This is a genomic window from Thalassotalea insulae (assembly GCF_030161395.1).
In the GTDB taxonomy this organism is placed as follows: domain Bacteria; phylum Pseudomonadota; class Gammaproteobacteria; order Enterobacterales; family Alteromonadaceae; genus Thalassotalea_E; species Thalassotalea_E insulae.
In genome coordinates, this window is record NZ_BSST01000001.1 from 1487423 (window position 1) to 1508936 (window position 21514).

Annotated in this window: 17 protein-coding genes, 2 tRNA genes and 1 rRNA gene; 13 read left to right on the top strand and 7 right to left on the bottom strand. The window is 41.5% G+C overall.

What is annotated here, in order from left to right:
* Positions 1-416 precede the first annotated feature (416 nt).
* The 3 genes from QQK06_RS06795 to QQK06_RS06805 form a co-directional block, all read right to left on the bottom strand.
* Positions 417-493: transfer RNA gene (locus QQK06_RS06795), tRNA-Ile, on the bottom strand.
* Between the two features lie 39 nt (positions 494-532).
* Positions 533-608 (bottom strand) — tRNA-Ala (locus QQK06_RS06800).
* 74 nt (positions 609-682) lie between these two features.
* Positions 683-2223 (bottom strand): 16S ribosomal RNA (locus QQK06_RS06805).
* 699 nt (positions 2224-2922) lie between these two features.
* Here QQK06_RS06805 and QQK06_RS06810 point away from each other — a divergent pair.
* Complete coding sequence (locus QQK06_RS06810; protein WP_284243911.1) at positions 2923-3366, top strand: RNA recognition motif domain-containing protein; 444 nt, start codon at positions 2923-2925, stop codon at positions 3364-3366.
* 216 nt (positions 3367-3582) lie between these two features.
* Entirely contained in the window at positions 3583-4677 is a 1095-nt protein-coding gene (gene trmA / locus QQK06_RS06815) for a tRNA (uridine(54)-C5)-methyltransferase TrmA (RefSeq protein ID WP_284243912.1), read from the top strand.
* Here the strand turns inward: trmA and fabR are convergent.
* Positions 4674-5294, bottom strand: coding sequence for an HTH-type transcriptional repressor FabR (fabR, locus tag QQK06_RS06820; RefSeq protein WP_284243913.1), 621 nt, complete (start codon positions 5292-5294; stop codon positions 4674-4676). The genes trmA and fabR overlap by 4 nt on opposite strands.
* Positions 5295-5494: 200 nt before the next feature.
* Here fabR and QQK06_RS06825 point away from each other — a divergent pair, with 200 nt between their 5' ends.
* The 3 genes from QQK06_RS06825 to QQK06_RS06835 all read left to right on the top strand — a co-directional run bounded on the left by QQK06_RS06825 (position 5495) and on the right by QQK06_RS06835 (position 8828).
* A complete protein-coding gene (locus QQK06_RS06825) occupies positions 5495-6613 on the top strand; it encodes a fatty acid desaturase (RefSeq protein WP_284243914.1) in 1119 nt (372 codons plus the stop codon).
* Between the two features lie 79 nt (positions 6614-6692).
* Positions 6693-8129 carry a Si-specific NAD(P)(+) transhydrogenase gene (sthA, locus tag QQK06_RS06830; RefSeq protein WP_284243915.1) on the top strand — a complete coding sequence of 479 codons (1437 nt, stop codon included), beginning with the start codon at positions 6693-6695 and terminating at the stop codon, positions 8127-8129.
* A gap of 129 nt (positions 8130-8258) precedes the next feature.
* Positions 8259-8828: a hypothetical protein gene (locus QQK06_RS06835; RefSeq protein WP_284243916.1), complete on the top strand. Its 570-nt coding sequence runs from the start codon at positions 8259-8261 to the stop codon at positions 8826-8828.
* Between the two features lie 58 nt (positions 8829-8886).
* Here the strand turns inward: QQK06_RS06835 and hemE are convergent, their stop codons facing one another.
* Entirely contained in the window at positions 8887-9954 is a 1068-nt protein-coding gene (gene hemE, locus QQK06_RS06840; RefSeq protein WP_284243917.1) for a uroporphyrinogen decarboxylase, read from the bottom strand.
* A gap of 595 nt (positions 9955-10549) precedes the next feature.
* Here hemE and QQK06_RS06845 point away from each other — a divergent pair.
* Positions 10550-10981, top strand: a complete 432-nt coding sequence (locus tag QQK06_RS06845; protein WP_284243918.1) for a GNAT family N-acetyltransferase — start codon at positions 10550-10552, stop codon at positions 10979-10981.
* A 263-nt stretch (positions 10982-11244) separates the two neighbouring features.
* Here QQK06_RS06845 and QQK06_RS06850 read toward each other — a convergent pair whose 3' ends face one another.
* Entirely contained in the window at positions 11245-11862 is a 618-nt protein-coding gene (locus QQK06_RS06850) for a flavin prenyltransferase UbiX (protein ID WP_284243919.1), read from the bottom strand.
* A 28-nt stretch (positions 11863-11890) separates the two neighbouring features.
* Positions 11891-13282: a UDP-N-acetylmuramate:L-alanyl-gamma-D-glutamyl-meso-diaminopimelate ligase gene (mpl, locus tag QQK06_RS06855; protein ID WP_284243920.1), complete on the bottom strand. Its 1392-nt coding sequence runs from the start codon at positions 13280-13282 to the stop codon at positions 11891-11893.
* Between the two features lie 126 nt (positions 13283-13408).
* On the opposite strand from mpl, the gene QQK06_RS06860 reads away from it, so the two are divergent.
* From QQK06_RS06860 to QQK06_RS06890, 7 genes are all read left to right on the top strand, one after another.
* Complete coding sequence (locus QQK06_RS06860) at positions 13409-15331, top strand: hybrid-cluster NAD(P)-dependent oxidoreductase (RefSeq protein WP_284243921.1); 1923 nt, start codon at positions 13409-13411, stop codon at positions 15329-15331.
* Between the two features lie 20 nt (positions 15332-15351).
* Positions 15352-16080: a 5-oxoprolinase subunit PxpA gene (locus QQK06_RS06865; protein WP_284243922.1), complete on the top strand. Its 729-nt coding sequence runs from the start codon at positions 15352-15354 to the stop codon at positions 16078-16080.
* Positions 16073-16783, top strand: coding sequence for a 5-oxoprolinase subunit PxpB (pxpB, locus tag QQK06_RS06870; RefSeq protein ID WP_284243923.1), 711 nt, complete (start codon positions 16073-16075; stop codon positions 16781-16783). Before QQK06_RS06865 ends, pxpB begins: the two co-directional genes overlap by 8 nt.
* Positions 16780-17733 (top strand): 5-oxoprolinase subunit C family protein, encoded by a 954-nt coding sequence (locus QQK06_RS06875; protein WP_284243924.1) that lies wholly within the window; start codon positions 16780-16782, stop codon positions 17731-17733. The genes pxpB and QQK06_RS06875 overlap by 4 nt, the downstream gene beginning before the upstream one ends.
* A 369-nt stretch (positions 17734-18102) precedes the next feature.
* Positions 18103-18702 (top strand): anthranilate synthase component II, encoded by a 600-nt coding sequence (locus tag QQK06_RS06880; RefSeq protein WP_284243925.1) that lies wholly within the window; start codon positions 18103-18105, stop codon positions 18700-18702.
* 56 nt (positions 18703-18758) lie between these two features.
* Positions 18759-19904, top strand: a complete 1146-nt coding sequence (locus tag QQK06_RS06885) for an HDOD domain-containing protein (protein WP_284243926.1) — start codon at positions 18759-18761, stop codon at positions 19902-19904.
* 367 nt (positions 19905-20271) lie between these two features.
* Positions 20272-21489 (top strand): aspartate aminotransferase family protein, encoded by a 1218-nt coding sequence (locus QQK06_RS06890; RefSeq protein WP_284243927.1) that lies wholly within the window; start codon positions 20272-20274, stop codon positions 21487-21489.
* Positions 21490-21514: the final 25 nt, after the last annotated feature.

The window sequence follows — 21514 nt, forward strand, 5'->3', positions numbered from 1 at the left end:
AATAGTTTGGTACGCCAGGGTGACTAAACCCCAGCAATTGTAAAGCCTGACATTTTCACGTACTCAATAGAGTATCTTGAATAAGAATTTGATAGTCTTTCAACTATCGGTTGATAATCTTCTCTTCTCAACATAGGTCGAGGAGAAAGGATTATCGGTGATAAATATTGGCGCGACACCAACATTTATCGGGATATATATCAGCTTTCCAGATTGTTAAAGAAGTAGTAATTAGCGCGCATTCGGCTAAAAACTTGGTTTAAAAAACCAAACTTAAATCATCATCAAATGATACGTTAAGTTTGGCCTTTCGTTCCTTGAAGAAGTACGTTCAATTCAAGTTAATCAAGCTAGTTAGTAGCGACGTGTAGGCTTTTTTACACGAGCTGCGAACTAACGCAGAGTAACGAAGAATTTGGTAGGTCTGGGCAGACTTGAACTGCCGACCTCACCCTTATCAGGGGTGCGCTCTAACCAGCTGAGCTACAGACCTATTTTAGTATTCACCGCCAGTAGGTCACTCAGATAAAGTTGGTGGAGCTAAGCAGGATCGAACTGCTGACCTCCTGCGTGCAAGGCAGGCGCTCTCCCAGCTGAGCTATAGCCCCAAAGGCTTTGTCTTCTTCTAATTCGTTATCATACAATGTGTGTGAACACTCAACACAAGTTAATTCGTTCAAGATAAGGAGGTGATCCAACCCCAGGTTCCCCTAGGGTTACCTTGTTACGACTTCACCCCAGTCATGAAACACAAAGTGGTAATCGCCCTCCCGAAGGTTAGACTAACTACTTCTTTTGCATCCCACTCCCATGGTGTGACGGGCGGTGTGTACAAGGCCCGGGAACGTATTCACCGCAACATTCTGATTTGCGATTACTAGCGATTCCGACTTCATGGAGTCGAGTTGCAGACTCCAATCCGGACTACGACGTACTTTAAGTGATTCGCTCCACCTCGCGGTCTTGCAGCACTCTGTATACGCCATTGTAGCACGTGTGTAGCCCATCCCGTAAGGGCCATGATGACTTGACGTCGTCCCCACCTTCCTCCGGTTTATCACCGGCAGTCTCCTTAAAGTTCCCGCCATTACGCGCTGGCAAATAAGGATAGGGGTTGCGCTCGTTGCGGGACTTAACCCAACATTTCACAACACGAGCTGACGACAGCCATGCAGCACCTGTCTCAGCGTTCCCGAAGGCACTAATCTATCTCTAGAAAATTCGCTGGATGTCAAGGGATGGTAAGGTTCTTCGCGTTGCATCGAATTAAACCACATGCTCCACCGCTTGTGCGGGCCCCCGTCAATTCATTTGAGTTTTAACCTTGCGGCCGTACTCCCCAGGCGGTCAACTTAGCGCGTTAGCTACGCTACCCACGTTTCAAGAACACAGACAGCTAGTTGACATCGTTTACGGCGTGGACTACCAGGGTATCTAATCCTGTTTGCTCCCCACGCTTTCGTGCCTCAGCGTCAGTATTTGTCCAGGTGGCCGCCTTCGCCACTGATGTTCCTTCCAATCTCTACGCATTTCACCGCTACACTGGAAATTCCACCACCCTCTACAATACTCTAGTTAGCCAGTTTCAAATGCAGTTCCGAGGTTGAGCCCCGGGATTTCACATCTGACTTAACTAACCGCCTACGCACGCTTTACGCCCAGTAATTCCGATTAACGCTCGCACCCTCCGTATTACCGCGGCTGCTGGCACGGAGTTAGCCGGTGCTTCTTCTGTCGCTAACGTCACAGTGCAAAGGTATTAACCTTACACCTTTCCTCACGACTGAAAGTGCTTTACAACCCGAAGGCCTTCTTCACACACGCGGCATGGCTGCATCAGGGTTTCCCCCATTGTGCAATATTCCCCACTGCTGCCTCCCGTAGGAGTCTGGGCCGTGTCTCAGTCCCAGTGTGGCTGATCATCCTCTCAAACCAGCTAGAGATCGTCGCCATGGTAGGCCATTACCCCACCATCTAGCTAATCTCACTTGGGCTAATCTAAAGGCAAGAGGCCCGAAGGTCCCCCTCTTTGGTCCGTAGACATTATGCGGTATTAGCAGTCGTTTCCAACTGTTGTCCCCCACCTTAAGGCATATTCCCAAGCATTACTCACCCGTCCGCCGCTCGACGCCGAAGTACAAGTACTTCTCGTTTCCGCTCGACTTGCATGTGTTAAGCCTGCCGCCAGCGTTCAATCTGAGCCATGATCAAACTCTTCAATTAAAAAATCGTTTGTGAGAGACAAGCTCTCGACTCAATGAATTCTGTACAAATAAAACTTACTTACTACCCGAAGGTAATAATTGTTTTGTATGAACATCTTCACTGAGATTATTGTTGCTACCTAAGTAGCTGTCGAATCAATCTCATGTGAGTGCTCACACAAATTGCATGATAACTAATTGTTAAAGAACGTTATCTTTTCTATATAAAGAAGAGATAACTGAAGTTAAATCGCATTCGTTTAACTCCGACACTTCGATTTGGCTAGAAGCCTTGCCCGAAGCGAGATGCGCATTCTACGCAACTCAGTTTTGATGTCAACAAGTTTTTGAAAATTTCTTTAGCTTTTTCGCCGCAGCACTTTTTCTTAACTTATCTGACCCGTTTACCTATCAAATTCGATAACTAAACTTATCAAAACACTCCTCTGGGCTGTCCCTGAGAAGTGGATGCGCATTTTAGGGATTTTTCTACGTTGTGCAACTACTTTTTTGATCTTTTTGACTGTTTGAAGATTATTCATACAATCCGCATAATTCATCGGCTAAATATGTAGAATTATTCGCTTGTAGCTAATAATTCACTTAGCTTTTTGATTAATTGAGTAAATTTTATCCTTATATAGTTGCACTAAATGAAAAGCTGGGTAACATAGAATTGCTATTAAATGCTTTTTACAATAAAAATTTAGGTATTCATATGAAATTTCCCCAAGGTATAACAATAATAATTGCGCTTGTATTAGCAGTAATTGGCTTTTTTATTGCTGGTTCTGTTCAATTAACTCCAGCTCTTGTTGCGGTATTAATGTTTGTATCAGCACTTATTCCCGCATTTTTCGGTGCTACTGATGCAGATACAGACGCTAATACAGAAGTCAAAACTCTTTATGTCGGTAACTTACCTTATCGCGCAAATGAAGGAGCAGTTAGGGCGTTATTCTCAGAACACGGTAATGTTCACTCGGTACGTTTAATGAAAGATAAGCACACAGGTAAAAGACGTGGCTTTGGTTTTGTTGAAATGTCAGCGTCTGATGCAGATAATGCGATTCAAAAGTTAAATGACTCAGAATTTCAACAAAGGACATTAAAAGTACGTGAAGCAAAAGAGCGTCCAGAAAAATCGGACGATGAATCTTAGCGCTTTCATTAACCCAAATAAAAACCGCATTACTGCGGTTTTTTTATTTTAACGCATTAAATAACAAGACTACGTAATACACCAGACTCACATTGCACTGACATCAGTAAAAGACAATATAGGTAAGATATTCTAAAATAGCACTAGACAAAGTTGCGTTGAACGATAGAATCGCGCCCTTTCTACTTCGGCATTTATTTATAAAAGGTTCTCTTTATGTTTAGTCATATCAATCCCGAGCATTATGAACAGCAGTTGTCTGCTAAACAGCAGGATATGGCAACATTATTTGCAGAACTAAAAATACCTGACTTTGAACTTTATCGTTCAGCACCTTTACATTATCGTCAGCGTGCCGAGTTTCGCGTATGGCATGATGGTGACGACCTCTACTACATAATGTTTGATCAAAAAAGCAAACAGAAATATAAGGTGGAACATTTTCCTGTGGCCAGTAAGCTGGTCAATCAATTGATGAGCGCCTTATTAGCAACTATTCACGATCAACAAACGCTCAGAGAACGACTGTTTCAAGTCGACTTTCTCACAACTTTAAGTGGTGAAGCGGTGATCAGCTTGCTTTATCACAAGCAGCTTAACGAAGAATGGCAACAACAGGCTCTGTGGTTGAAAAAGCAATTATCCGCTATTTGTCCAGTTAATATTATTGGCCGAGCTAAAAAGCAAAAGCTAATACTTGAGCAAGACTATGTCACTGAAGTGCTTACCGTTGGTGATAAACAATATAAGTATCAACAAGTAGAAAATAGTTTTACCCAACCCAATGCCAAAGTTAACGAACAAATGTTACTTTGGGCGCAACAAGCAACAAATAATAAAGGCGGCGATTTAGTCGAACTTTATTGCGGTAACGGTAATTTCAGTATTGCACTGGCACAAAATTTTGACCGGGTATTAGGTACTGAAATATCAAAAACCTCAGTAAAGTCTGCACAAACCAATATTGCCGACAACAACATCGACAATATTGATATTATTCGAATGTCGAGTGAAGAGTTCAGCCAGGCGATGAATGGCGAAAGACAATTTCGCCGATTAGAAAACTTTGATCTGACCAGTTATAACTATGAAACTGTTTTAGTTGATCCTCCGCGCGCCGGATTAGATCCCGACAGTGTGGAGTTAGTGAGTCGCTTTAACGATATTATTTATATTTCCTGTAATCCAGAAACATTAAAAGATAACCTGAAAACTCTGGTTAAAACCCATCGAATTGTCAAAACGGCATTATTTGATCAATTCCCTTACACCCATCATATTGAAACGGGTGTAATTTTAACGCGCCGTTAATTGTTCGTGGCTTTACGTTGCGCCATTTCCATTGCACCGCGAGCGATAAATCGTAATTGTTGAATGGTGCGATAAGCAAGCTGTTCCCGTTCTTTTTTATCGGCATCTAAAGCATCAGAACCAGCACTAAACACGATAGTAACGGCTGCATTTGCCTGTAAATAAGCCACTTCAGCATCTAGTCGATTTGCTTGTTGCAAATAATCACAAAGCTCCAGGGTGAAATAACTGATTTCCCGGTTAACTGCGGCACGAAATGCTGCCGAGGTTCCTGAACGCTCACGCAACAATAAGCGAAATATATTGCCGTTATTTTCAATAAATTCCATAAAGGTACGCACCGAGATTTGAATAACAGAACCACCTTTTTCAATGCGCTGACGCGCCTGACGCATTAACTGACGTAAAGTTAAGCCAGCCTCATCGACCAGAGTTAACCCGAGCTCATCCATATCAGAAAAATGGCGATAAAAAGACGTTGGTGCTAGCCCCGCTTCTTTTGCTACTTCCCTTAAACTCAAACTGGAAAAACTCCGCTCACTGCTTAACTGCCCTAACGCAGCATCAATCAACTGGCGACGTGTTTTTTCTTTTTGTTGCGCTCTAATACCGGCCATCTAGCTTATTCCAAAGAGGATCGAATGATTCACTATTTATATGATACTGAAATAATTATGGAATGCTAGTTTAAAGCTCTAGCATACATTTGTAACAAATCAGTCACCAATTTTTGCTTGACTCAGCTGGTACGAAAACTAAAATAGCGTACAACTGTTCACTGAAACTTATTATTCAATTACTAATCTCAGGATCTTTCATGAAAAAACCTAAGATCATCTGGCTTAACGTCAGTGTGTTTTTACTGACATTCTTATTTGCCGCAATAGCGGTGCCTTATCGCGCAATCACTCATGGCTTTGATAGCACAGAAATTTTAATGGCAGTTGCCTGTTTTATCTATTGCGGTATGTCAATTACTGCCGGATATCATCGCCTCTGGTCTCACAAAACTTATCAAGCACATTGGTCATTACGTATCATCTATGCCCTTGGCGGTGCTTTTGCCCTGCAAAATAGCATACTACATTGGTCATCAGATCACAGAATTCATCATAAGCATGTCGATAATAATGATGTTGACCCTTATTCAGCTAAACGTGGCTTTTGGTATTCGCATATCGGCTGGATGCTGAGGGAATATCAAGTGCACCGTTACACTAATTACGATAATGTTAGAGACTTGCAAAAAGACGCCATTGTAATGTGGCAACATAAACACTATTTGTTACTTACCGTGAGCTTAAACTTTGGTATCCCACTACTATTTGGTTGGTGGCATGGCGATATTATCAGCAGTTTATTACTTGTCGGTGTTTTACGCTTGGTATTGAGCCATCACACCACTTTTTTCATTAATTCACTGGCGCATATTTGGGGTAAACAAACCTATACCGAAAAAAACACCGCACGTGATAACGGCTTTTTAGCGTTATTAACATTTGGTGAAGGCTATCATAACTTCCATCATATCTTTGAAAACGACTATCGCAATGGTATTCGTTGGTGGCAATTTGATCCGACAAAATGGTTGATCAAAAGCTGTCACTACTTGGGATTGACCGACAAGCTTAGAACCAGCCCAGAAGATAAGATAGAAAAAGCGCGTTTGGCGATGATCTTAAAACGCAGCCAGCAAAAACTCAGCAACCATCCAAATGCCGAGCAATTACTGGAGCGCTTACAACACGAATATGATGCATTAATTCATAAAATTAATGATTACTACGCGATTAAAAAAGCGTTACTTACCACGAAACGCGATCAATTAATTGCTGACGTTGAGAAATCAGAAATGATGTCACAATACCAAGAGTTGAAACAACGCTTGACCGAACAACGTCGAAGTTGGCAGTTTTTCATTGAAAAACTCGCGTAAACAATAATTTATTAGTTACCATTCGCACAATTCCTGCTAAAATTTTTGATATCTTTAGGCAGGAATTGAGGCGCTATCTTTGGCTAAACCAGCATCATCATCAAGTAAAACAGAGCAAAACCCATCGTATGACTTTGACGCAATAATCATCGGCACAGGCCCTGGTGGTGAAGGCGGGGCAATGAACTTAGCGAAAAAAGATAAACGCGTTGCAATTATCGAGCGTTATAGCAAAGTCGGTGGTGGCTGTACTCATTGGGGCACTATTCCATCAAAAGCGTTACGTCAATCGGTCAGTCGTTTGATCGAATACAATTCTAACCCACTATTTAACGCAGGTGCCGATGCTAAACATTTAACTTTTCAAGATATTCTGAGTCATGCCTCAGCGGTTATTCGCAAGCAAGTGGATTTACGTAGTGGTTTTTATAACCGTAACCGAGTTGAGCATTATTTGGGTGAAGCTTCGTTTGTTGATGCACACACTATTCGTATCTTAAGACATGACGGCTCGGTCGATAAAATTACTGCCAAGCAAATCGTCATTGCCACCGGCTCTCGTCCTTATCGTCCGGCTGAAATTGACTTTAACCATCCTCGTATTTATGACTCAGATAGTATTTTAGAACTCAGCCATGCTCCGCGTCACGTCATTATCTATGGCGCAGGCGTTATTGGTAGTGAGTATGCATCAATATTTAGAGGCTTAGGCGTTAAAGTAGATTTAGTGAACACGCGTGACCGCTTATTATCATTCCTTGATGACGAAATGTCAGACTCATTGAGCTATCACTTATGGAATAATGGTGTTGTCATTCGCCATGGTGAGCAGATCGAAAGTGTTGATGCCAGCGATGATCATGTGATTGTGCATTTAGAGTCAGGTAAGAAAATGAAAGCCGATTGCTTGTTATGGGCAAATGGTCGTACAGGAAACACCGCTGACTTAGAGTTAGCCGCCGCCGGATTAAAAGCCGATGGCCGGGGCCAACTAAAAGTAAACGATTGTTATCAAACGGAAGTAGAAAACATCTATGCCGTTGGTGATGTTATCGGTTACCCAAGTCTTGCCAGTGCGGCATTCGATCAAGGGCGCATCTGTGCCGGTGCCATGCTCAATAACGAAAGCAAAGCCAAATTAATCACTGATATTCCAACCGGCATATACACTATTCCGGAAATCAGCTCAGTAGGTAAAACCGAGCAACAATTAACGGAAGCAAAAATCCCCTATGAAGTAGGACGTGCCCAGTTTAAACATCTAGCACGGGCACAAATTTCCAATAACTTAGTAGGTTCATTAAAAATACTCTTTCACCGGGAAACGAAAGAAATATTAGGTATACACTGTTTTGGCGAAAATGCCGCTGAGATCATTCATATCGGTCAAGCAATCATGCAACAAAAAAACGGTGGCAACACGATAGAATATTTTGTTGAAACAACTTTTAACTATCCAACAATGGCAGAAGCCTTTAGGGTTGCAGCGTTAAATGGATTAAATAGATTGTTTTAATCACTTTTCATATTGTCTTTTCTACTAATTAAAATGCGTTAGATGGTATTAGCCAAACGACAGAGCGCTTAGATTTCTTTTACCAAAGCGACTAACATCAATGATATTTAATTAATTATATAAATACTTATGAAAAAATTATTAAAAATATTATCACTAATTACTTTTATGTTTTCCTTTGAGCTAATCGCGGAAAGTAATCTCCCTAAAGTATCAGAAAAACCTCTCGCCATGATGCAGAAACTTAGTATTTTATCTGGTAAGTGGTTAGCAAGAACCGACATAACCGAAGATAACGGTAAATCGTGGCAACAAGGTAAGCCAAAGCTAGTTGAATTCTCATTTAAACAGCGTGGCATGTTGTTAGAGGAAATGCCTATTGATATCGATAAACAGGGCTTTCATATGCAAACATATATCAGCTATGATCAATATCGAGATGTCTTTCGCAAAGCAGCTATCGACGATGTATGGGGCATTATGGATTTATATCAAGGCAAAATAATTGATAACCAACTTGTGCTTGATAACCTTGACGCTGAAACATTTTTCCCCATTGGACCGAATACATGGCGAGGCTTTAGGCTGACATTAGAGCTTAAAGCTAACAATCGCTGGCTATATATTGATAAAACGGATGATAAAGGTAGTAGTTGGCAGCCGGCATTTCGTGTGTATTATCAAAAAATTAAGAATTAATATTCCTTCAAATAAAAAATAGGAGCTTATCGGCTCCTATTTTTATCTCTAACGAAATTTACTTATGATACGGCTTACTCAAACGATGCACAGCTTCTATAAAGTGCCCGGCATGCTCTGGGTTTACGTCTGGATGGATACCATGGCCTAAGTTAAAGACATGACCCGTACCTGTATCACCATAACCATTCAATATAGTAGCAACTTCTTGTTCGATTCTTTCTTTCGGTGCATAAAGCATTGATGGGTCCATATTTCCCTGCAAAGCCACTTTATCACCAACACGCGCTTTGGCATTTTCAATATCTATAGTCCAATCTAAACCAACACCGTCACAACCAGTTGCGGCAATATCTTCTAGCCACATGCCGCCATTTTTAGTAAATAAAGTGACAGGCACTTTACGACCATCATTTTCACGGGTGAGTCCATCAACGATTTTCGCCATATATTGCAATGAAAAATCTTTGTAATCACGCGGCGATAACACCCCGCCCCAAGTATCAAACACCATCACAGATTGTGCACCAGCGGCGATTTGTGCATTAAGATAACTAATGACAGAATCTGCCAGCTTATCCAATAATAGATGCAAAGTTTGTGGCTCGGCATACATCATTTTTTTAATTTTGGTAAATGCTTTTGAGCTACCACCTTCAACCATATAGGTCGCTAATGTCCACGGACTACCGGAAAAACCAATTAATGGCACCTGACCTTTTAGCTCTTTACGAATAGAACGCACCGCATTCATCACATATTGCAATTCGCCTTCTGGATCCGGCAAACCTATTTTATCAACATCGGCTTTACAGGTAATTGGCCGTTCAAACTTCGGCCCTTCACCAGTTTCAAAATATAAACCTAAGCCCATCGCATCAGGAATGGTTAAAATATCGCTGAATAATATTGCTGCGTCTAATGGAAAACGGCGTAATGGCTGAATGGTTACTTCGGTCGCTAACTCGGTATTTCGACATAACGACATAAAATCGCCAGCATCTTTACGTGTCGCTTTATATTCAGGTAAATAACGGCCCGCCTGTCTCATCATCCATACCGGAGTATAATCTACCGGTTGTCGTAACAAAGCGCGTAAATATGTGTCGTTTTTTAATTCAGTCATTAAGAAGTATCCATTAAATCAAGTGCGCGCATTCTATCACTGACAATTTTTTTGATCTATGTTCTAAATCAAAAGCATCAAAAATATAAAAGATGCAATTGGCAGAAATACCCAGAAGCCCTTTAGCTATCATGCACTTAGTTTTAACAATTTTATAACGTTTGTTTTTTACGCTAATATACGAATAAAATCGTGGTATAAATGCTCTAATAAAGTTGTTGCATAGGGAAAATCCGTTTGCTATAAATTGTCCCGCGCTAACGGAAAACAATAATAATAACAAAACAAAATTAATAAGAAGCTAGTTAAACTAGACCATACAGCGAGCATTTCAGGCCTTACATTTGTAAGGCTTTTTTATTGCCTGATTTAGTACTTGTGTAAAATTCTTTTCACACAAGTAGAGTGTTCTAATCAACAAAAGTTCAACTTTACTATCACTGTGACAATTGATGTTAAATCAGGCTTGGATATATACAAACAACTCTCTTAAGCCCACCATCACCTACACTATACAACCTAGTACCGACTTGCTAAAATCCACGCTCGCGGCTGCACATGGCAACGATTAATCTTTATAAACCTAGAGAACAATATGATTGTAGAAAATGTGCTTCCCAGCGACTATGCGGAATTGCTAGCCGTTTGGGAAAATTCAGTCCGAGCAACTCATGACTTTATAACAGAAAAAGATATTGAGTTTTTTAAGCCGATAATTATCGAGCAGGCGTTTCCTGCGGTAACATTAAAGTGTCTGAAGAACGAACAAGGGGCGATACAAGCGTTTCTTGGTGTTCATGAAGATAAGGTAGAAATGTTATTCGTATTAAACGAAGTCCGTGGCCAGGGCTTAGGTTCAAAATTAATGCAATATGCCCTTAATGAGCTTAAGGTCACTAAAGTGGATGTTAACGAACAAAATCCGTTAGCCGCTGGTTTTTATCAGCACTTGGGATTTAAAGTCGTATCACGTTCACCGCTTGATGATATGGGAAAACCATTTCCGATTTTACATATGAAGTTATAGCTGGGAAGAGTCGTCAACGAATCGGTCAGAAGAAAGGGGTAGCGCTAATAACGCTACCCCTTTCCGTTTTATTTAATCCCTACTAAGCAATGGCAATTAATTTAATTCATTGATTAATAAACCTGTTGCTATGGTAATAATGGCAAGCATCACCATCATGGATGCTGGTGTTGAGCTCCCAAGGCAGACTTGCAGCGTCTTGCTTGTTTAGCTAGCAACAGGTATCAAGGATATAATTTATTCCGCACTCAATATTCAATAAGCTACTTTACATAACCCCAACGCGGCATGATACTTTGCTCAATCTCAAGATGATCGAGTAAACGGCCGACAATAAAATCCACTAAATCATTAATCGATTCAGGGTTATGATAAAAACCAGGTGCCGCCGGCATAATGGTCGCTCCCATTTGCGACAGCGTTAACATATTCTGTAAATGTATAGTAGAAAACGGCGTTTCCCTTGGCACCAGAATCAACTGACCACGTTCTTTTAATACCACATCAGCGGCACGTTCAATCAGATTATCACTCATGCCCTGACTGATCGCCGCCAGAGTGCCGGTTGAACAAGGACAGACCACCATCTTTTTCGGTGCAGCTGAGCCTGAAGCAACAGGTGAAAACCACTGCTCTTTACCATAAGCAATGATTTGCTCGGGCTTAGCGTTAAATTTTTCAGTTAACAACTGAGAAATTTTTTCCGGCGCGCTCGGTAGTTTTAAGCCGACTTCAGTATCAAACACCACTCGCGCGGCACTTGAGCATAATAAATACACTTGTACATTAGCCGCCAACAGACACTCTATTAATCGTAATGCATATAAAGAACCCGATGCACCGGTAACAGCAACTGTGATTTTTTGCTTAAATTCACTCATGAATGTCTACTCTGTTTCACTAATTTGGTTAATCGTTGTGGCTAGCTAACGATTTATTCGCTAATTGCGTTAATAACTTCTGATGAATGCCACCAAAGCCACCATTACTCATCACAACAATTGTATCATCTGGCTGAGTCGCTTGGACAACTTGCTCAATAAACTGTGGCAAATTATCACTGACGATACAAGGTTGCTGACAATCATCAATCAACGCATCCACCGACCATTGCACTTGCTCGCCCTGATAAACAAATACTAAATCAGCCTGTTGCAGTGATTGCGCTAAGGTGTCTTTATGGACACCAGATTTCATGGTATTTGATCTAGGTTCTAATACCGCAATCACTCGCTTATCATTGCCGACATTAGCACGCAGCGCAGCCAGTGTTTTGCTTATTGCTGTCGGATGATGAGCAAAATCATCAAACACCTTAATGCCAGCAACTTCCCCACGCAGTTCTAATCGACGTTTAGTATTAACAAACTCAGCCAACGCTTCAATTGCCACTTTCGTCGGCACACCGGCATGACGAGCAGCAGCAATCGCCATCAAGGCATTATCGATATTAAAATCACCGATTAAATGCCATTTCACAATGCCTTGCTCCTGACCTTTAAAACGAACAACAAACTCACTGCCATCAGCGACTAGTTTCTCTGCATGCCAGCCGGCTAATGGTTCAACTTCAGTGACACTCTGCTCTATCGGTGTCCAGCAACCTTGCTCTAGCGTGTCAGTGATCGCTTGCTCACTTTGTGGATGAATAATCAAACCATTACTCGGCACCATGCGCACTAAATGATGGAACTGGCGTTGAATATCACTAATATCACTAAAAATATCAGCATGATCAAATTCCAGGTTATTGATCACTAAAGTACGGGGGCGGTAATGAACAAATTTAGAACGCTTATCAAAAAATGCCGTATCGTATTCATCCGCTTCAATAACAAAAAACGGCGCATCACCCAAACGCGCAGAGCAGTCAAAGTTTTGTGGTACACCACCAATTAAAAAACCAGGTTTCATCCCGGCATATTCCAAAATCCAAGTGAGCATGGAACTGGTAGTAGTTTTACCATGCGTGCCGGAAACTGCCAGCACCCAGCGATCTTTCAAGACATTTTCTAATAACCACTGAGGACCAGAAGTATAATTAATGTTTCGTTCTAACACATATTCAACTAACGGATTACCACGTGACATCGCATTACCGATAATCACCAAGTCAGGTTCATCCGCTAAATGCTCCACTAAATAACCTTGATTAAGTTCAATGCCTAATCGCTCAAGCTGGGTACTCATCGGTGGATAAACATTAGCGTCGCAACCAGAAACACGATGACCTAATTGTTTAGCAATGGCGGCGATCCCTCCCATAAAGGTTCCGCAAATACCTAAAATATGAATATGCATAACATCTTTTTATTTATGATAAAATTGCTGACAATATACCTTAACATCAGTCAAAATGGCATGCTAAAGGCGAGATAATTTAACTTTTCACTTCGCTATAACTTTCAACAAACAAAAGGACTTTTAATGACCACAGCTGCAGTTTCTTCCCTCCACATTTATCCAATTAAATCCAGTGCTGGCATTGAAGTATCGAACACCTGGATCGATCAATTTGGCTTAAGCTTTGATCGCCGCTTTGTGATAACCGACACTAACGGCCAATTTATCACTGCCCGCACTGAACCCAGCATTTGCCTGATCCAAGCAAGTTTAACCGCCTCTGGTATGATCTTAACCGCGCCCAACATGCCGCCATTAATCATTAACTATAGCGAGTTTTCATCACATTATTCCGACGTTGTGGTGTGGAAAGATCTGATCAGCGGACAACACTGTCATCAACACTACGATACCTGGTTCAGTAAATATTTAGCCCGAAATTGTCAGTTGTACTTTTTTGGAGAAGCATCTTCACGTACTGTCAAAAACAGTGACCAACAAGTCAGTTTTGCTGACGGTTACCCTTTACTGTTAATTTCACAGGCATCGCTGAATGAGTTAAACCAACGCTTGGGCGATGACACAGTTACTATGGCACAGTTTCGACCGAACATTGTTGCCGGCAATACTCTGGCGTTTGCTGAAGATAGCTGGAAAAAAATCCGCATCGGTGACGTCACCTTTGAAGTAGTGAAATCCTGTAGTCGCTGTATTTTTACCACCGTAAACCCACTTACAGGGAAAAAACATCCCGAACAGCAACCATTGGCCACTTTAAAACAATACCGTCAGGTAGAAAAAGGCGATGTCATGTTTGGTCAAAACCTGATTGCTCTAAATCAGGGGCAAATTAATCAAGGTGACAGCATCGAAGTATTGGCACAACAAACGCCACCGATATTTATCAGTCAAACTCCGGCGGCACTTAAGCAAAAACAACTCCTTACTCAAAGCAATAACTTACCACTAAGTGCAATACAAACACCGACATTCCCGGTTGAGTGCGTAAAAATCATCGATGAAACCCATGATGTCAAAACATTCTGGCTACAAACGGGCAATCATCAGAGCATCAATTATATTGCCGGGCAACATTTGCCAATATCTCTAAACATTAATGACAAAACTGTCCTGCGAAATTATACCTTATCATCAAGCCCAACAAGACCAAACCTGATAAGTATTACAGTAAAACGCGTCAGCGATTATCAGCAACCTGGCATAGTTTCTAACTATTTACATGATCACTTTAAAGTCGGTGATAGATTAGTTGCCGAGCAGCCTCGTGGTCAGTTCCATCTTAGTGCAATAGACCCAGCAAAGTTGCTAATGTTATCTGCTGGTAGTGGTATTACTCCTATGCTATCGATGTTACGCGCGCTGGTTGATCTAGGTATTAAAAACGATGTCGCATTTTTCCATAGCGCCCACAGCGAAAAAGATTTGATTGCCATTGACGAAATTAACACGCTCGCGCGCCAACACGGCAACTGCCGGTTAGACTTTACCTTAACTCGCTCCGCACCACCGCAATGGACGGACTATCAAGGACGGCTCTCACAAAAGATGCTCAGCAATATCCCATCATTGCTCAACCGTGAAGTGTTAGTTTGTGGTCCCCTGGCATTTCGCGAACAAGCAAAATCACTGTTAATGGCTCTGGGATTACCGAAGCAGCAGTTTCATTTTGAAAGTTTTGGTATACGAAAAAATCCGGAACAACAAGCCGAAAAAACAGTGAAAAAAGTGGGGATTTTATTTGACTCCTGGGATACTTATTATAAAGGCAATACGGAAGAGCCGATATTGGATCAGGGCGAATCCGCCGGATTAGTGCTACCCTATTCTTGCAGAGGCGGTATGTGTGGCAGTTGTAAAATGAAACTACAAAGCGGTGAAGTTAAACAACTAGCAAATGATGGTTTGACCGACGAAGAGAAAAAACAAGGCTATATTCTTGCCTGTAGCTGTATTCCACAATCGGATATTGTTGTTACAGTCGATTAAAGGTTTGTAAATGAGGAACTATGTTAACACTCAATTGTGATTTAGGAGAATTAACCGGCGATAGCAATCAAGATGCGCTGATCATGCCTTATATTGATCAGGCCAATATTGCCTGTGGCTTTCATGCCTCAGATCCACTGACGATGCAAACCACAGTAACACTGGCTTGTCAGCATAACGTCACAATTGGCGCACATCCAAGTTATCCTGACAGAGAAAACTTTGGTCGAATGTCAATGACATTGCCTAAAGCGCAATTAATTGCTTGCCTGCAATATCAAATTGGCGCCTTACAAGCCATTTGTCAGGCACAAGGCACTTCCGTGAGCTACGTCAAGCCTCACGGAGCACTCTATAATGATATGATGGCAAAACCTGAGATTTTACACACCGTTTGTCAGGCCATCGCATTGCTTGATAATTCTCTTGCGCTAGTGATACAGGCTCATCCTGACAACCAAGAGCATCAAGCCATTGCACAGCAATATCAGCTAACACTCAAATTTGAAGCATTCGCTGATCGGGGTTACCAAGACAATGGCTTGTTAATACCGCGCAACGAAGCAAACGCCGTACTTATTGATAGCCAGCAAGTATTAGCCAGGGTGAAAGCATTAGTACAAAACCAGCAGTTAAGTTCAGTGAATCAGCAGAAACTTGTCCTTAACGTTGATACCTTATGTGTACACGGCGATAATAAAGCAGCGGTTAATTTAGTGAAAACTATAAGTGACTGGCTCAATGAGTGACAATGCTGCTGCCATCAATATCTTCCCCGCCAGTGAAAACACGCTGTTGATCACCTGGCCAGAAAAGATCTGCCCTGTGCAACATCAACAAATAGTAAATTTGGCACAGCAACTTAATAGCGACTTTCCTCAATATATCGCTGAAACAGTGATTAGTTATAACTCACTATTGCTCTATTATTACTTTGATAAAATCAGCACTGATTCACTTAACCAGCAGATACTGGAACTTTGGAATAGTGCTCCAAAAAATAATGACTTTCACCCTGATAGCAACAGCATCATAGAGATCCCAGTCTATTACGGCGATGAAGTAGCGCTAGATCTTAAAGATGTTGCTAGAGAAAGTAAGCAGACAACAACTGCGGTAATCGAGTTACATAGCCAACGCTTGTATCGCGCTTATGCCTTAGGTTTTACCCCCGGTTTTTGCTACCTCGGCAGTTTAGCAAAAGAACTAGTACTTCCAAGAAAGCAAACACCACGTTTGGCCATTGCCAAAGGTGCTGTTGCCATTGCCGAGCAACAAACCGCTGTTTACCCAAATGTCAGCCCTGGTGGCTGGCATATTATCGGTAAAACACCTATCGAGATGTATCAGGTAAGTAACAATGACTTCAGCCCAACCATCAATGTCGGGGATATGGTTAAATTCATCCCAATTGAACGGTCGACATTTATTGAGCTAGGAGGGAAGCTGTGAGCACCCTCACCATAACTCAGCTAAAAGGCAGCGCGACATTACAAGACTTAGGACGCAATGAAGCGCAACATCTTGGCTTTAGCGCTAGTGGCGCCGCCGATGAATACAGCTACTGTTTAGCCAATCAGCTGCTCGCAAACCCTAAAAACACTCCGGCACTTGAAATCACCTTAGGGCAAATAACACTCACCACAGATACAAGCTGTACTTTTGTCTTAACTGGTGCCGATTGCCGCGCGCAGATAGGTGTAGCAAAAAATGAGGCTATCTCTAATAACCAAGGCATTACTAATAATAAGCGTTATCAACTCAACGCAGGTGAAACGTTAACGTTAGATACTCCTAAACAGCAACTACATACTTACTTGGCTGTTGCTGGTGGTTTTCAGTGTAAACAGTGGTTAAACAGTGCTAGTCAGGCATGTAATGAATTGCTATTAGGCTTTGCAGAACCTGTGATAACCCGAGGTAAACAGTTAACCTTTGCTAACAGCAAAGTAAGAGCCGAAAAAAACTTGTCGCACCGAAAACGCTTGCCTTGGCATTTTCATCAGCCAGGTCATTTAACTTTGAGATTTTTACCCAGTCAGCTGTGGCTTAATTTAACTGAACTTAAACAAGCACAATTTATCAAGCAGCATTACCACATTAGCGCACAGAGTAATCGCATGGGTTATCGCTTAAAAGGCAGCGCGCTGGAACTTGGTGAGCATAGCAGTAACTTATCAAAACCGGTATGTTACGGCACCATTCAATGTCCGAGCGACGGGCAACCAATAGTATTAATGAAAGACCGGCAAACTATTGGCGGCTACCCAGTGCTCGGTAACGTTATCCAAACCGACTTGTTTCGCCTCAGTCAAAAACGCCCCGGCGAAACCGTCAGTTTTTTACCTGTCACCTTAATGCAAGCACAAGCGCAACTGTTTGCTTTTCAGCAACGGTTTTAAGTTGTTAGAGCTGTTAACCCAATTAAAATTAACACTGGTTCGATCGCATCCCCATTCAGTGTATTGTTGTTACAACCTTAAGCAACAAAATCAGACTGAGCTGCATTATGCAAGATCGCAAAAAATATGGCCTGCGGGTAAAATATGCCAGCTACAATGCCGATAAATTAGGCACAGGTACAGTAAGCTCTGACTGCAACTTTTGCTCAATTTTAAATAGAGCGATAATCCTCGAAAAATAAAAGGCCGAGTTGAATTTGACCTTTTATTTTTCTTATCTCTGAGCGCTGTCAAAATAAATGATGAATTGTCGGCTCACTGGCTTTAGAATAGCGGCGTTTAATCTAGTAGCTATCTAAGGCGCCATTCGTGTTATTAATGATCGACAATTACGACTCTTTTACCTATAACCTAGTACACTACTTTCGTAGTTTAGGCCAGGATGTTGAGGTTTACCGTAATGATCAAATCAGCTTGACGCAAATTAGCGCATTGGCACCACAATATATTGTGATATCACCTGGGCCATGTGATCCGCAACAAGCGGGAATTTCACTTGCCGTGCTCAAAAAGTTTGCTGGAGAAATTCCAATACTCGGTGTCTGTTTAGGACATCAATGCATTGCCGAGCATTTTGGTGCTCAAGTGATCAAAGCTGAAAAAGTCATGCATGGTAAAACCAGCATGGTGCAACATCAAAGCCAGTCTATTTTTAGCGAGCTCAATAATCCACTAAAGGTAACTCGCTATCATTCTCTCATTGTAGACAATGCCAGCTTGCCGGATGAATTAGCTGTTACCGCCTGGTGTGAAAGCAGTGAAAGTAAAGAGCGGGAAATTATGGCACTAGCCCATAAAAGCTTGCCGATTGCCAGTGTACAGTTTCATCCTGAATCAGTATTAACAGAGCAAGGCTTACAATTACTTAATAACTTCATTACTCAATATGCCGACTATGTTAATAATTAACCCTAACATGCCGATATAAAAAGTGAATCCGAAAATCCATATTATAATTAGAACAAATGCAGATATTTGAAGAAAACGACAGCATTACCCCCATTTATCATCGCGCTATGAGTTTATCTTTTAGTAAAGATTTCGCCGATCCTGCAGGAAAGCCTTATTCCTCTATCGATAAACAAAATAGTGAACAAGAGCATCGTCGCCGGGAACTATTAGCGGTAGAAGAACAAGCCAAGCAAGCCCGCATCGTAGAAGCCTATGGCCAGGCTCATTTTAAATCACAAACCATGGCGAAGTTTTATAGCAAGGTTAGCGCAAAGATAAATAACGAGTTTGATGATCACACAGCCCTTTATCACAATATCTTAGGTATTGAAGATACCGCACCAGCGATCATGGAAATTTTAACCTTAAAAGCGGCATCGATAAATCGCATTGCTCCGCTGGTAAATTCGCTCCCCTGGTTAGCTGACGAATTGATCAAGCTAGTCAATAAACCTCAGTATCGCAAAAGAGCGGATGTCCAAGTCACTGATGGCAATCTCGCATTAAGTTATGTTGGTCTTGAAAACCTCAAGCTGGTGATGCCAACTTTTATGCTAAAGCATTGGCTACCGGTGAATACCGCCCCATTTGTCATAATGAAACGTAAGATATGGAACGATTCAGTTGCTATTGCTTTAGGCTGCCAATTATTAGCAAAAGATAGCGATATAGATAGCTTTAGTGCCTTTACCGCCGGCATGTTCAGTAATATCGGCATATTTGCGGTCGCACGCTGCTTTTTTCAAACCTTTAATGACATGCATAAGGATGCATTAAAACAAGCTTATCTCGACAAAGATAAACGCTTGCATGACACCTTAACCGGTATTGAGATGTCTCCAGAATTACTGCATGAACAACTAATTGAACGTAGCAGCAAAATTACCGCGGATATGGTAGAACTTATGCGCTTTGATCGCCTGCCGATAACCGAACCTTTGTTTGATATTGCTTATATTACCGATCTGGATAAGATGTCAACTATCGCACAGCTGGTGATTAAAGTTAAAGCCTATATTATGCAACGTAATTTAGCGAAAGAAGAGTTGATCAGCGCCAGCGAAACCAAGCAATTATTCAAACTGGTGCGGCTATCGTCGCAAGAGCTGAAAAAGTTGCAATCGAACGATATTGACCATATTAAGCTCAATTTTAGTTAAATTTATCGAAAAAATTTATGATTATTTATTAAAGGGCAGTAAACGCCCTTTTTCTATTTTAGCCGCTAACAGCGGCTATAGCTGGCGAAATATTGTCTAACGACTAATAAATTATAGTTATGCAATATAACTGAATAAAACACCTCAACCCCTTATTTTACAAGGCTTTTAGAGGATCTAAAACAAGACAGAGCGCTTTTTTTCTGTCATAATGCCTACCAATTATTCAACTATAATATGACTTCGTTGCGATAGAAAGCTCAACAAAGTCGAGCGAACTTTTGCTTAATTGATGAACAATTCATCCATCAACAAAGATGAATTTACATCGAGTAACAATAGAATTCCCACTAAAGAGGAGTAAACAATGTCTAATCAACTATCAGTTAACCGCGCATTATTTGACGAGGTTATGGTTCCTAACTATGCACCATCAGCAGTGATCCCTGTTCGTGGTCAAGGTTCACGCGTTTGGGATCAAGAAAATCGTGAATATGTCGACTTTGCTGGCGGTATTGCTGTTAACTGTTTAGGTCATTGTCATCCGGCATTAGTTGGTGCATTAAAAGACCAAGCGGATAAAATCTGGCACTTATCAAATGTCATGACCAACGAACCGGCTTTACGTTTAGCGAAAAAATTAACTGACAGTACTTTTGCTGAGAAAGTTTATTTCGCTAACTCTGGGGCTGAATCAAATGAAGCAGCATTAAAACTTGCTCGTCGTTGGGCATTAGATGTTCACGGTGCAGAAAAAACGCAAATCATCGCTTTTAAACAAGGATTCCACGGCCGTACATTCTTTACCGTTACTGTCGGTGGTCAAGCCGCTTATTCTGACGGTTTTGGTCCAAAACCTGGTGATGTTGTTCACGCTGAATACAACAATTTAGAAAGCGTTAAAGCACTCATTTCAGATAAAACCTGTGCCATTGTGATGGAACCATTACAAGGTGAAGGTGGTATCGTTTCACCAACACCTGAATTTGTTAAAGGTGTACGTGAATTATGTGACCAACACAATGCGTTATTAGTATTTGATGAAGTACAAACAGGCGTTGGCCGTTTAGGTGCATTATATGCGTATATGGATCTTGGCGTAACACCTGACATTTTAACCACAGCAAAAGCTTTAGGCGGCGGTTTCCCAATTGGCGCGATGTTAACAACGACTGAAATTGCCAAGCATTTAAAAATTGGTACTCACGGTAGCACCTACGGTGGTAACCCATTAGCTTGTGCAGTAGCAGAAGCAGCATTTGATACCGTTAACGACGCGACATTACTTAATGGCGTAAAAGAAAAAGCGAAATTATATATCGCAGGCTTAAATGCAATTAATGAGAAATATAATGTCTTTGGCGAAATTCGTGGTAAAGGCTTATTAATCGGTGCGGTATTAAACGAAAGCTATCAAGGTCGTGCAAAAGACTTCCTAAACGCAGCAATGACAGAAGGTGTTATGACCTTAGTTGCTGGCGCCAATATTGTCCGTTTTGCACCGTCGTTAGTTATTCCAAATGAAGATATCACTGAAGGTTTAGCACGATTCGAAAAAGCTGTTGCTAGCATAGTTAACGCTTAAATTCATATGAGTAGCATTTATGCTA

Excerpts from the sequence above, each read along its gene's own strand:
- QQK06_RS06825 (WP_284243914.1), top strand. The coding sequence starts at position 5,495 with ATGAAAAAACCTAAGATCATCTGGCTTAACGTCAGTGTGTTTTTACTG.
- fabR (WP_284243913.1), bottom strand. The coding sequence starts at position 5,294 with ATGGCCGGTATTAGAGCGCAACAAAAAGAAAAAACACGTCGCCAGTTG.
- QQK06_RS06890 (WP_284243927.1), top strand. The coding sequence starts at position 20,272 with ATGTCTAATCAACTATCAGTTAACCGCGCATTATTTGACGAGGTTATG.
- QQK06_RS06810 (WP_284243911.1), top strand. The coding sequence starts at position 2,923 with ATGAAATTTCCCCAAGGTATAACAATAATAATTGCGCTTGTATTAGCA.
- mpl (WP_284243920.1), bottom strand. The coding sequence starts at position 13,282 with ATGCATATTCATATTTTAGGTATTTGCGGAACCTTTATGGGAGGGATC.
- pxpB (WP_284243923.1), top strand. The coding sequence starts at position 16,073 with ATGAGTGACAATGCTGCTGCCATCAATATCTTCCCCGCCAGTGAAAAC.
- hemE (WP_284243917.1), bottom strand. The coding sequence starts at position 9,954 with ATGACTGAATTAAAAAACGACACATATTTACGCGCTTTGTTACGACAA.
- QQK06_RS06835 (WP_284243916.1), top strand. The coding sequence starts at position 8,259 with ATGAAAAAATTATTAAAAATATTATCACTAATTACTTTTATGTTTTCC.
- QQK06_RS06885 (WP_284243926.1), top strand. The coding sequence starts at position 18,759 with ATGCAGATATTTGAAGAAAACGACAGCATTACCCCCATTTATCATCGC.
- QQK06_RS06845 (WP_284243918.1), top strand. The coding sequence starts at position 10,550 with ATGATTGTAGAAAATGTGCTTCCCAGCGACTATGCGGAATTGCTAGCC.
- QQK06_RS06850 (WP_284243919.1), bottom strand. The coding sequence starts at position 11,862 with ATGAGTGAATTTAAGCAAAAAATCACAGTTGCTGTTACCGGTGCATCG.
- QQK06_RS06865 (WP_284243922.1), top strand. The coding sequence starts at position 15,352 with ATGTTAACACTCAATTGTGATTTAGGAGAATTAACCGGCGATAGCAAT.
- QQK06_RS06860 (WP_284243921.1), top strand. The coding sequence starts at position 13,409 with ATGACCACAGCTGCAGTTTCTTCCCTCCACATTTATCCAATTAAATCC.
- trmA (WP_284243912.1), top strand. The coding sequence starts at position 3,583 with ATGTTTAGTCATATCAATCCCGAGCATTATGAACAGCAGTTGTCTGCT.